The 12,282-nt window shown below is 63.0% G+C and carries 11 protein-coding genes; 1 reads left to right on the top strand and 10 read right to left on the bottom strand.

Going from position 1 to position 12,282, the window contains the following annotated elements; translation table 11 throughout:
* The first annotated feature begins 385 nt into the window (after positions 1-385).
* Positions 386-2,095, top strand: coding sequence for a hypothetical protein (locus HNR60_RS08745; protein ID WP_184256458.1), 1,710 nt, complete (start codon positions 386-388; stop codon positions 2,093-2,095).
* Here the strand turns inward: HNR60_RS08745 and rfbA are convergent.
* The 10 genes from rfbA to HNR60_RS08695 form a co-directional block, all read right to left on the bottom strand.
* A complete protein-coding gene (gene rfbA / locus HNR60_RS08740) occupies positions 2,078-2,953 on the bottom strand; it encodes a glucose-1-phosphate thymidylyltransferase RfbA (protein ID WP_184256456.1) in 876 nt (291 codons plus the stop codon). The two genes, HNR60_RS08745 and rfbA, sit on opposite strands and share 18 nt — an antisense overlap.
* A 9-nt stretch (positions 2,954-2,962) precedes the next feature.
* A complete protein-coding gene (gene rfbD, locus HNR60_RS08735; RefSeq protein ID WP_184256454.1) occupies positions 2,963-3,853 on the bottom strand; it encodes a dTDP-4-dehydrorhamnose reductase in 891 nt (296 codons plus the stop codon).
* A gap of 8 nt (positions 3,854-3,861) precedes the next feature.
* Positions 3,862-4,914, bottom strand: coding sequence for a dTDP-glucose 4,6-dehydratase (gene rfbB / locus HNR60_RS08730; protein ID WP_184256452.1), 1,053 nt, complete (start codon positions 4,912-4,914; stop codon positions 3,862-3,864).
* Positions 4,915-4,923: 9 nt separating this feature from the next.
* Entirely contained in the window at positions 4,924-5,487 is a 564-nt protein-coding gene (gene rfbC / locus HNR60_RS08725; RefSeq protein ID WP_184256450.1) for a dTDP-4-dehydrorhamnose 3,5-epimerase, read from the bottom strand.
* 264 nt (positions 5,488-5,751) lie between these two features.
* On the bottom strand, positions 5,752-6,891 hold the full coding sequence (locus HNR60_RS08720; protein ID WP_184256448.1) for a hypothetical protein: 1,140 nt from the start codon (positions 6,889-6,891) through the stop codon (positions 5,752-5,754).
* Positions 6,892-7,239: 348 nt separating this feature from the next.
* On the bottom strand, positions 7,240-8,829 hold the full coding sequence (locus HNR60_RS08715) for a hypothetical protein (protein ID WP_184256446.1): 1,590 nt from the start codon (positions 8,827-8,829) through the stop codon (positions 7,240-7,242).
* An 83-nt stretch (positions 8,830-8,912) separates the two neighbouring features.
* Complete coding sequence (locus tag HNR60_RS08710; protein ID WP_184256444.1) at positions 8,913-9,299, bottom strand: GtrA family protein; 387 nt, start codon at positions 9,297-9,299, stop codon at positions 8,913-8,915.
* A gap of 38 nt (positions 9,300-9,337) precedes the next feature.
* Positions 9,338-9,991, bottom strand: a complete 654-nt coding sequence (locus HNR60_RS08705) for a class I SAM-dependent methyltransferase (RefSeq protein WP_184256442.1) — start codon at positions 9,989-9,991, stop codon at positions 9,338-9,340.
* Positions 9,992-10,028: 37 nt separating this feature from the next.
* On the bottom strand, positions 10,029-11,339 hold the full coding sequence (locus HNR60_RS08700) for an NAD(P)/FAD-dependent oxidoreductase (RefSeq protein WP_184256440.1): 1,311 nt from the start codon (positions 11,337-11,339) through the stop codon (positions 10,029-10,031).
* Between the two features lie 11 nt (positions 11,340-11,350).
* On the bottom strand, positions 11,351-12,280 hold the full coding sequence (locus tag HNR60_RS08695; protein ID WP_184256438.1) for an NAD-dependent epimerase/dehydratase family protein: 930 nt from the start codon (positions 12,278-12,280) through the stop codon (positions 11,351-11,353).
* Positions 12,281-12,282 lie beyond the last annotated feature (2 nt).

Raw genomic sequence — 12,282 nt, 5'->3', positions numbered from 1 at the left:
GCGGCGCGCAGCGCCGCCCGAACAGCGAAGCAATCCAGGGGCGGCACGCGTTGAGTCAGGCTCTTAGGCCAGACCACGGGAGGCGCTCGCCCCTGCAACGGCCGCCTTACCGCTGGGGTCGCGATTGACGCTATGTATCGCGGCACCGCGCGCGATCAGCTGTCGGTTGATAGATGACTACTTCCCGTGATCGATGGCTACTTCCCGCGGAGACTTGACGAACACTCGTCGTCGAAATCCCACTCGCGGTTGATCCGAGTATTTGTCACCGAGACTTCGAGTTCCAAGAACAGCGGCAACGTGCACGCCGCAGATCCGCCGGGCGGCGGGAACGGCCCCTGTCGGCATGCCTTTCGTGCCTCGCAAGTCTCAACGATCTTCAACGTTGATTGACAAAGCGAATGTTCGCGTTCAAATGTCCGCGCTTTTCGAGGGGCAACTCACCGCTTCCACGCCGCAATCATTTCATCCGTTGCGACGAGCTTTGGGATTTGCAGCCAAGATCGGCTGGAGCGAGTCCAGAACAATGCAGCGTGGTATTTCTTCCAATATTTCGATCGCGGCAGTCCCGGCGAGCGATGCCTGGCGCAAGGTACTGACGCTCCTGCTCGGTTTGGCGATCGTCCACGCCTTGATCGTCCTCTGCACCGGCATCACCAATCCGCTGATAGATCTGCATTCCTTCCGGCAGACCCAGACCGCGCTGACCGCCTACACGATTTTGAAGGGCGGTCCCTGGCTCGCCTATGAAACTCCGGTGCTCGGCTATCCGTGGTCGGTACCATTCGAATTCCCGATCTTCCAACTTTTGACCGCGGCTGTAGCATGGACCGGCATTCCGCTCGACGTTGCCGGCCGGCTGGTCGGGTTCGGCTTCTTCCTGGCGGTGCTGCTACCGCTCGGCCTGCTTTACAAGACCGCCGGCTTTCGCCGCACGACCTATCTGGCCACCGCGATACTCTACCTCACGTCGCCGCTCTATCTGTACTGGAGCCGGACGTTTCTGGTGGAATCCTGCGCGCTGTTCTTCTCGATCAGTTGGCTTGCGCTCACCGCGCGCTACTTCGTAGCGCCGAACCGCTACTGGCTGCTCGCAGCGGTGCTCTGCGGATGCCTTGCGACCTTGGCGAAATCGACGACGTTCCCTGCGTTCGCCGTGATCGGCGGCGTTCTGACGCTGGTGCGGCTTTGGAACTGTCTCCACGCCGAACCGCGCGCCCGCTTTGTCCGGATGGCATTGCTGACCACCGTCAACCTGCTGCTGCCGTTCGTGGTCGGCATCATATGGGTGTGGTATTCCGACCGGATCAAACTGGGCAATCCGTTCGGGCAATTGCTGACCTCTGAAGCCCTGACGACCTGGAATTTCGGCAGCATCAACCAGAAGCTGAGCACCTTGCTGTGGATCGATACCATCCGCCACCGGGTGCTCCCCGACGTGCTCGGCCGTTTCGTGCTCGTCGGACTGATCGTGTTGGGCGCGACGCTGACCAGCCGGCGCATGATGACCGCCGCGGTCCTCGCGCTGATCGGTTTTGTGATTCCATTCCTGGTGTTCACCAACCTTCACATCGTCCACAATTACTACCAATACGCCAATGCGATCTTTCTGATCGCCGCGATCGGATTTGGCCTGGGGCAGATCTACGAGTCCGCGCAGCGTGCGCTGGCGGTCACCCTTACCGTGGTGATCGTCGCCGGTCAGTTGCTGTTCTTCTACGAACGCTTCTCGCCGTATATGACCCAGGACTACAGCCAGCAGCCGCTGCTGCGGGTCGCCCAGTTCGCGCACGACACCACCGACGAGCGCCAGTCTCTCATCGTGATTGGAAACGATTGGTCCTCTGCCGTCCCGTATCTTTCGAAGCGACGCTCACTGGCGATCGCCAGCTGGACGCCAAGGCCGCTGCTCGAGAGCATCCTCAACGATCCGCAGCGGTTCCTGGGGGATGCGCCGCTGGCCGGCATCGTGGTTTGTCCGGGCCAGATTCCCGGCTACAAGGATAACGCGCCGCTCATCACCGCGTTTCTCGCCGGGCGCAAACAGCTGGGCGAATTCGGCGGCTGTGAATTGCTCTCACCAGACAGGTTGTGACGCCAGCCCCCTGACGTAGCGGGCGTACTCACTTTTTCCCATCGCAACGCCGAGCTGCAGCAGCTGCTCGCGGTCGATGAACCCCGCGTTGAAGGCGACCTCCTCCGGACAGGCGATGCGAAAGCCCTGGCGCTTTTCCAGCGTCGCCACGAAGTCCGCCGCCTCGAGCAGGCTGTCCGGAGTGCCGGTATCCAGCCAGGTAAAGCCGCGGCCCATGCGCTCGACGGCGAGCTCGCCGCGCGACAGATAGACCTGGTTGAGGTCGGTGATCTCCAGCTCGCCGCGGGCCGAGGGCTTGATATCGGCGGCGAAATCGACCACCTGCTGATCGTAAAAATACAGCCCCGTCACCGCAAAATTCGACTTCGGCTGCGCGGGTTTTTCTTCGATCGAGGTCGCCTTGCCTGCGCCGTCGAAGGCGACCACGCCGTAACGTTCCGGATCGGAAACCCGGTAGGCGAACACGGTCGCGCCGCTGGTCCGGGCGGTGGCATTCGCCAGCAGCACCGGCAGGCCATGGCCGAAGAAGATGTTGTCGCCGAGAATCAGCGCCGACGGACCGCCTTCGACGAATTTCGCTCCGATGATGAAGGCCTGCGCCAGGCCTTCCGGCTTCGGCTGCGGCGCGTAGGACAGCGACAATCCCCACTGGCTGCCGTCGCCGAGCAGCGCCTGGAACAGCGGCAGGTCATGCGGGGTCGAGATCACCAGGATCTCACGGATGCCCGCCAGCATCAGCGTCGTCAGCGGGTAGTAGATCATCGGCTTATCGTACACCGGCAACAGCTGCTTGGAGGTCACCAGCGTCATCGGGAAAAGCCGCGAGCCGCTTCCTCCCGCGAGAATAATACCCTTCACTATCGTCCCCTATCTATTGCCCAGCAGTCGATCCAAACAGTTCGCCAGCGACTGCGTCATTGGCGGAAGATGAACCCCGAACGTCGAATTCAGTCGCACGGTCGACAGCTGCGAATTGGCGGGCCGGGCCGCGGGCGTGGGATAATCCGCCGTGCTAATCGGATCGACCGGCACCGAGCGCCCGCCGCGAGCTGCAGAACCCGCGATGATCTCGCGCGCAAATCCGCACCAGGTCAGCGCGTCGGGACCGGCCAGATGGGTAACACCCGCGAGCTGCGAACTCCAGCCGGAATCCGCCCAGCGCCGCGCCACCGCGATGATCGCATCGGCAATGTCCGGCGCGTAGGTCGGACATCCCCGCTGGTCATCGACCACGCGGAGCCGGTCGCGCTCGGCCGCCAGCCGGAGCATGGTGCGGACAAAATTACCGCCGAACGGCGCATACACCCATGCGGTGCGCAGCACGATGTGCCTTGGGTTTGCCACAGCGACCGCCAGTTCTCCCTCGAGCTTGGATCGCCCGTAAACGCCTTGCGGTGCGACCGCATCGCTCTCGACATAGGGCCCCTGCTTGGCGCCGTCGAAAACATAGTCGGTCGAAAGATGGATGATCGGCAGTCCACGCTCGGCCGCGATCCGCGCGGCGGCCCGCGCGCCGTCGCGGTTCAGCGCAAAGGCTTGCTCCGGTTCTGCTTCGGCCTTGTCGACCGCCGTATAGGCGGCCGGGTTGATCACAATGTCCGGGCGGAAATCGTCGATCGCTCGCGCCAGCGTGTCGGGCTGCAGCAGATCGACCTCGGGCCGCGCGCCGTAGCCGAAAACGACGCCGGGCGCGTCCGTGGCCGCCTCGCGCAGCGAGCGGGCCACCTGGCCCTCGGCGCCAATCACGTAAAGCCGCATTGCGCCCCTCACGCCTTCACGAGGCCGAGGCGCTCGCCGCCGTAGACGCGATCGCGCAACGGCTTCCACCAATCCGCTCGATCGAGATACCAACGCACGGTCTTTTCAATCCCGGTCTCGAAAGTCTCGTGGGCGCGCCAGCCGAGTTCGGTTTCCAGCTTGGTCGCGTCGATCGCATAGCGATGATCATGCCCGGGACGGTCCGTCACGAAGGTGATCAGATCGTGGTGGGAGGTCTCGGCGGGCCGCAGCCGATCCATCCAGGTGCAGATCTGCCGCACCACGTCGATGTTCTGGCGTTCGTTCCGCCCGCCGATGTTGTAGGTCTCGCCCGGCAGGCCCTTGGCCAGGATGACGCCGAGCGCGCGCGCGTGATCCTCGACATACAGCCAGTCGCGGACGTTGGAGCCGTCGCCATAGACCGGCAGCGGCTTGCGATCGAGCGCGTTCAGGATCACCAGCGGAATCAGCTTTTCCGGAAAGTGATAGGGCCCGTAATTGTTGGAGCAGTTCGACACGATCACCGGCAGGCCATAGGTGCGCTGCCAAGCCTTGGCGAGGTGGTCGGACGCCGCCTTGGTCGCCGAATACGGCGAACTGGGATCATAAGGGGTGGTTTCGGTGAACAGCCCGTCCTCGCCCAGCGACCCGTACACCTCGTCGGTGGAGACGTGAATGAAGCGAAACTCCGGACCATGACTGTTGCGGCGGGAGGCAAGGTAGCGGCGCGCCGCTTCCAGCAGCGTAAAGCTGCCGAGCACGTTGGTCTTGACGAACACGTCGGAGCCGGAGATCGAGCGGTCGACGTGGCTTTCGGCGGCGAGATGCACCACGGCGTCCGGCTGATACTTGTCGAAGATCGCCTTGACCGCGTCGGCATCGCAAATGTCGTGCTTTTCGAACACGTAGTGCGGACTGGACGCCACCGGCGCCAGCGAGGCGAGGTTTCCCGCATAGGTCATCTTGTCGACGACGACGACGTCGTACTGCAGGTCGTCGATAAAATGCCGGCACACCGCCGAGCCGATGAAGCCGGCGCCCCCCGTGACGATCACGCGCATTCTCGACTCCTAGCTGGCAAAGTGGAAGGCTGCAGCAGCATCCTGAAGGCGCGGCTGCTTCTTGTCCTTGTCGGAAAGAATGATGTCGGAGGCCGGAATCCGCCAATCGATCGCCAGCGCCGGGTCGTCCCAGGCGATCCCGCGATCGCAGTCCGGCGCGTAATAGTCGGTGACTTTATAGATCACCTCACAATTGTCTTCCAATGTGACGTAGCCGTGAGCAAACCCGGGGGGCACCCACAATTGCCGCCAGTTCTCCGCCGACAACTCGGCGGCGACATGCTGTCCGTAGGTCGGCGAGCCCACCCGGATGTCGACCGCGACGTCGAGGATCGCGCCGCGGGTGCACCTGACCAATTTGCCCTGCGCATGCGGCGGGGTCTGAAAGTGCAGGCCGCGAACGACGCCACGCTGCGTCGAGAGAACATGATTATCCTGCACGAAGTTCGCGTCGCCGCCGGCGGCTGCAAACACATCGGCGCGAAAGGTCTCTGAGAAGAACCCGCGCTGGTCACCGTGTTTTTTGGGGGTCACCAGCAGCAAACCCGAAATGCTCAACGTTTCAATATTCATGGGGCGTCCGAATCAACGATTGCGAAGTGCAAGGCGCGGTTGCCGGCCACAACCGGCTCCGTCTGTTACGACTATCGAGTTCGGACCGAGCGGTCAAATTCCCCCGATTTGACATTGGCAGTCAATGACTTGGCCGATTTCCGCGCTCGCCTTGCCGTGCGCTGGCGACCCGGCGTGCGTCGGCCTCGTGCGGCTCGGCCTCGATCAGAGAGGGGCTGCGCGCCGCGAGGCAAGGGTGAGGTGCCCGACGGCGAGAATGCCGCGTCAGTCTCGGGCGCGCTCAGGAACCCGCACCGCGAACCCGGGAGGGTTGGTCTCGATGAGCTGCGCTCCGGCCCGAAAGTGATCACGCCAGCGCGCATCGGGCGGCGCCGGCTTCTGCAACGCAGTGGGATCGGCAAACAGCATTGCCGCCACGAACAGCGCGCCGAGCAGAGCGGCCACGAAGTCCTTGAAGAGCAGCGTGACCGCGCACAGGAGCAAGGCCACGCGGGGAATGTAGAAATATCTTGCGCCGTTCACCTCGGCATCGAGCACATCGGGTGCGTGCATGAACTTCAAGACCACGCCCAGCGCGACGGCTGCTGCAAGGAACAGCCCACACAATCTCAGCCATCTGTGCCCTCGCCACAGCAGGGCGTACAGCAACACGGCTGCGCCGAGCACTAAGCAGACCGGGCTCGAGACGAAGCACCGGAAGACCACCACCCCCGCCAAATGTGCGAGGTCCGGTTCGCTCTGGCCGAGTGGCGTCGCGGCCGCCATGCTCAGAGCGGCGAGTTGGATCAGCCCTGCCGCGCCGATCGTCGCAGCGACGATGTCCTTTCGCGCGATGGCGCGAGCGGCGGCCAGCGGCAGAAGAAACACGCTGAACGGACCGGACAAGCCAGCAATCGCCGCAAACGCCACTCTGTTCGGCGCCGGCTTGCTCGCCAGCAACAGCGCCAGCGTCGGCGCCATCAGCCATTGCGTATTGGTCACGTTCCCGAAGACTTCGCCACCGTAGATTGGAGGCAGCAACAAGCCGATGGCGAGCAACACCCCCAAGCGGGGATCGTCGACACAGGTCGAAGCGGTGCAGGCGGACCACAGCGTCAACGCGATCGCCGCCAGGCCGAAAACCCGTGGCGCATGAGCCGGATTCAACCACGACGCCAGAGCGGCCACCAGGCGCGGCGCGACGTTGAAATAGCCGGCGTAGGGTTTGAACAGCGCGCGCCAGCCGAGCTCGGCCTGATCCTGCCAGAACACCGGACCGTCCTCTGCCCAGAACTGCGGGTTGATGAAAACGTCGGGCGAGCGGAGGAAGAGAACAAGCGCGCCGACGAGGCCCGCGGCAATCCAGATCGGGACACGGACATTCGCGATCGCTGCGGCGCACCCCGCATACGCCGACTTCGGCAAATCCGCCTCCCGACCGAAGTGGCCAGATCGCCACCGCACCCATTAACAGGACGCCGCGCGCCGTCGCAACTCCCAAGGCAACAGCCGGCGCAACATCGGCGCCTGACAAAAACTGCGTCTGACTCGGCATTCGCGACTGTGACCGGAGCAATTCGTCTCAGTGATTTGTCAAAGTATGCTCGCTTGGCCGCGGCTAACGGCGACGTTTGAAGCCAATGAGCTCATCTGCTCAACTGTCGCATTGACGAAGAGATATCTATCGTATGTACATGGGCTATCGAAACCGAATTTCGCAAATCATCTTCGACTGCGTGCATCGCGATTCTTCTAAGTAAGCGCTGCTGGACGTCACGCCCGTTCGACGACCGGCTCATTCGGCAATGCGTCCGCAGGCCTCGTCTCGGCATCCTGCCCCCGGCGTCGCCGCCATCCGAGCATTCCGCCCGCAAAGGCCAACGCAACACCGACGCCGGCCAAGACCTGAGCATGGCTCAGGATCTGGCGTTTGATCCGGCTCGACGCGCCGCGCAATCGCCCCTTCAGCCAGGTGTGATCCAGCCGTGCGCGATCGTCGATGTCGCCGGACCGCAGGGCGTCGGGCAGCACCTGTCGGATGACCGGATCGGATAACAGAGCGGCCAGCCGCTCGGGCACCGGATAGGGGATCGCCTGCCCTGCCTTGCCTTGCAGTTCCGCCAGATTCCCGGTGCGCAGATAGGCCATGACATTGCGCTCCTGCTCTCGCCCCTGCATCCCCTTGTCGATCACCGCGGGGATCGACGAGATGATCATGTTCCAGATCAACGCGGGAACGACGATGCACAGCCAGCCGACGGTCAGCAGCACCGCCGCGCCGCGCTTCCGATCGCCCGACACCCAGCTCTGGGCGAACAGCAGGATCGCGAAGTTGACCGGCAGTCCGACGATGATGACGTCGAGATAGCGCGGAGAGGTGACCAATACGGCTCGCCCATAGGACAACGAGATCGACTGCGTGAGCAACCAGATGATCAAGCCGAGCACCACCCAGTGCGGGGACCGCAGCGACGGTCGTCGGAGCAACACCGCGACGGCGTAGATCGCGGCCGGCAGATTGATCCACAGCCCCGAATACGGGCTGATCCGCGGGAACGACAGGCAGGCCAAGAAGGCGCGGCCGAATTCCGCAAAGTTGTGCGCCTTCAGCATCTCGTGACCCGGCACGCTCCGGATGAAGGCCAGCATCGCCACGGTCATCACGACCAGGACGGTGAGACCGAGCTGTTCTTTCCGGCCTGTGCGATGGCCGCAGACCATCTGGGCGGCGAGCATCGCCACCGCGGCCGCGGCAGTCAGGGCGCCGGAGGCCATCGAAAAATACGCCGCCAGGCAGCAAAGCACGCTGCCCCACCACACCGGCCCCCACGCCGGCGCGCGCGAAAACCCGATCAGCGCCAACAGCGAAAAGATCAGCAGGAAATAGAATTGGCTTTGAAAGCCGGCGAGCAGATTTTCCCACCCGATCGGCAGCGCGAACAGCAGGATCGAAAACAACACCAGAAGAACGAACTGATCCGGCCGGATGATACGCCGCAGCGTCAGCATCAGCAGGATGATGGCCACGACATGCAGCACCGCATTCGCCATCATCTGCAGGATCGGGTCCCAGCCGCCGTCCAGTTCGAACAGCGCCAGCGCGAAGATGCGCGAAATCAAGATGCGGTGCTCGTTGTGCGATGAAAACAGCGTCGAGAGCGACAGATTGGAGTTGAAGTACGGCTTGTAGATCAGGTCGGCTTCAGCATCCCACTGATCCCAATACGGCATCGCCGTGCCGAAATGGCGAATGAACAGCAGCTTGACGCCGAAGATGATCAGCGCGAGCGCCGCCAGCCACAGCAAGCGCGTCAACAGGTCGGTTGGAACGCGCCCGGGGTATTTTACGTCCTCGACAGTCATCGTGCGTCTGACCTTCCTGGGAAACGACCGCAGTCCATGGCCGACGCACCCACCAGCGGGGCCATCGCTCGACCGGACGCCGGCTATTTGAACGTGAATACCTTATGCGCATAGTAACTCGTCAGCACCGGGCTGCACACAGCGATGGTATGCGCCAGCAGCTCCGGATAGAAGGTCCAGCCGATCATCGGGAATAGCCATTGCGCCAGCCCGACGCTGACCAGCCACACCTGCACCAGCGCCACCAGATTGACGAGAAAGAAGCGGAAATACTGCCCCCAGGCCGAGCTGGCGCTGGGTTCGAACACCAGCAGCCGCGACATCACGAAGGCAAAGGTCAAAGCCACCGGGAACGCCAGCGCGACGGCGTATTCGAAGGCGACGAATTGCGAGATGACGACGCGGCTGACGATATTGATCGCCGCCGCGGTGACCCCGACCAGCAGGAAGCGGGCAAAGCGCGATGTCACGACTGCTCCGACTGGGCTGCTCGCGGATCGATCCACGATCACTTTCGGGCGACGAGGAAGAACTGCTTGCCGAGCAGCTTCCACGCCAGCGGGATCCGCAAGTAAAGCCGGATCATCCAGTCCGCGGTGGGTGTCGCGTTGTTCATGGTGTAGGGCAGGAACCTGTCGATCACCACCTCCGGCTGGTATCCGGCCAGCAGCAGCCCCTCACCGAGCGACAGATGCGAGAGCGCCAAGTAGTGGTCGTAATAGTCCCAGTATTCCTTGTAGGCGTAGCGGATGTTCGGTCCGAGGATCATGAACTTGCCGCCCGGCTTGAGGACCCGCCGCACCTCCTTGAGCACGGTGTCGCAAGCCGCCTTGTCGGGCAGATGCTCGAGGAAATTCGAGGTGAACACCCGATCGACGCTGTCGTCGGCAATGTGCGACAGATCGTAGGCCGGGGTCAGCTTGAATTCGACCTCGGGCGACAATTGCGATCGCGCATCCGGGTTGAGGTCGACTCCGTATTTCTTCGCGGCGGCGATGTGATTGATGAATTCGCCATAGCCGCAGGCCAGATCGAGCACCACCGATCCCGGCGGCACGTAATTCTGAAAGAATTCGGCGCACAGGATGCTCCAGACCCGCTTGCGCTTGTCCAGCCCGGTATTGGAGAAGCGGGACTTATAGATGCTTGCCAGATCATTCATCAAAATCGTCCTCGCTGCGCTTCCAGTGGGATCTTTATCAGGTTTGTTGCGGCGGTTGCGCGCCGGTCCCGCCGGCGTATTCCGCCATCCGCCGACCGAGCCGAATGCTCTCCGCCACGCCGCGGTCCTCCGGATAATAATAGCAGGTATCGGCGATCTGCAGACCCGCGATCGGCGTCTGGATCGGCGGCAGCTTGTCGGCGAAATTCGGCTCGCAGATCGGCTGGGCATAGCGCAGCCGCCCGACCTTGGCATCGATCAGGTCGGCGTCGGTGATGTTCGGGTTGATGCGCTTGATGTAGCCGAACGCTTCGTCGAGGAACTGCTGATCGGCCCATCCCCATTTCGGCTGCGTCACCGGCATGTAATACGGCACGTAGACGATGGTCTCGCCGACCGGCCGCAGATTGGAAAATTCGATCAGCCCGGGAATCTCGATATCGTCGGCAACGATGTTGAGCCAGAAGTGCGGCGTCACCGACTTGCGCAGTTTGAACAGCAGGCAGACCACGCCGATGTTGCGGATGGCGGCGTATTTGTCTTGCAGCGCCTGCGGCAGGTCCGGCACCAGCTGGTTGACCAGCGGAATCGGCACCGTAGCGATCACCGCGTCCGCGGCGAATTCCCGGCCGCCGGCGCGCACCGCGCGGACGGCGCCGTTTTCGACCAGCACCCGCTCGGCCGGCGTGCCGAGGTGGATCCGCCCGCCGCCGCGGCGGATGTCGTCGGCGATCGTCTCGACCAGGGTTTCGGAGCCGCCCTCGATATAGCCGAGCTGTTCCTGAAAGATCGATTTGCGGGAATTGCCGATCCGCTTGATCCTTGTCGCGATCCACGACGCCGCGACGTGATCGGCGAACTCGTAGAACTTCAGTTCCTGCAGCCGTTTCCACAGCTTGTCGTAGACCGATTTGCCGGAGCCGCGCTCGATCCATTGCCGCGACGTCAATTGCTCGATGGCATCGAAATTGCGCGCTTTGGTGGTCAGGAACATCTGCAGCCCGGTGCGAAACTTCTCCACCATGGTGAGATGCGGAAAGCGCAACAGCGAAATCGGATCGCCCCAGCGGTGCACCTTGCCGTGGGTGTAATAGGCCATCGACGTATTAGCCCATCGCATCTTGTCGGCGATGCCGAGTTCGGCCATCAGCTCGAAGGTCGGCGCGTCGGACTTGCAGATGAAGTGATAGAACCGCTCGATCGACACCCCGGAAAAATCGAAATGCGCAGCCATGCCGCCGACCTTGCTGTCGGCTTCGATGAGGTCGACCTGATGTCCGAGCCGCACCGCGCGCTGCGCGGCGGCCAACCCCATCGGTCCGGCTCCTAACACGACGATCCGGCTCATCACGACGGCTCCTAGAACGACAGAACGATTTTGGAGAATTCCGGATCAAGAAACGTCTCGGTCAGCGCCTGGCGCAACGCCGTCGGCTTGACGCCGAATTCACCCGGCCAGTCGATCACCGGGAACGTCTCCGGAATGACCAGCGCTTCGAGTTGCCCGGTGGTGAACGGAGGATTCTTGTCGAACTTGGCGTACAGCCACAGCAGCGCCCAGAACATCGCATAGGGAATGTGGACGATACGGGCGCGCGGCTTGACGATCTCCTGGATCAAACCGATCAGCTCGCCGTAGCTGATCTGCTCCAGCCCCGAAATGTCGAAGGTGCCGGCCTTGCGCTGCTCGATCGCGGCGATGATGATCGAGACGAAGTCGCCGACATACAGCGGCTGCCGATCGAATTTGCCGTCGCCCGGGATCGGAAACACCGGCGCGCGGTCCATGAATCGGCGCAGCCAGCCAAGATGCTTGCGGTCGAACCACCCGAACATCAAGGTCGGACGCAGCGTCACATGCGGCACCGAGGATGCGTCGAACAGCTTTTCCTGCGCGGTCTTCGAGCGGGTGTAGAAATCATCGGCGGCGGAGTTGACCACCGACGAGGAAATGCCGACGAAATACGGCACCGCGTGGCGTTCGATCGCCGCGAGGATGTGCCGCGTGGCGGTGACGTTGTTGGCCTCGAATTCCTCGCCGAACAAACCGCCGATCTGCGCCTGGTTGATCACGACGGTATCGGCGCCGGAAAAACAGTCGGACCATGCGCCGGGCTCGGCGAGGTCCGCCTCGATGATCCTGACCTCGGGATGAACCTGGCGGAACAGCGCGACGTTGGCGGCGTGCTTGTCGATGCCGACCAATTCGAGGTCGGGGCGCGACTTCAGCCGCGCCACCAGATTTTGGCCGACCAGGCCGGCCGCGCCGGTGATGACGATCTTGCGCATGG

The sequence above is a fragment of the Rhodopseudomonas rhenobacensis genome (assembly GCF_014203125.1).
In the GTDB taxonomy this organism is placed as follows: Bacteria; Pseudomonadota; Alphaproteobacteria; order Rhizobiales; family Xanthobacteraceae; genus Rhodopseudomonas_A; species Rhodopseudomonas_A rhenobacensis.
This window is presented reverse-complemented; position numbering and strand designations above follow the sequence as displayed.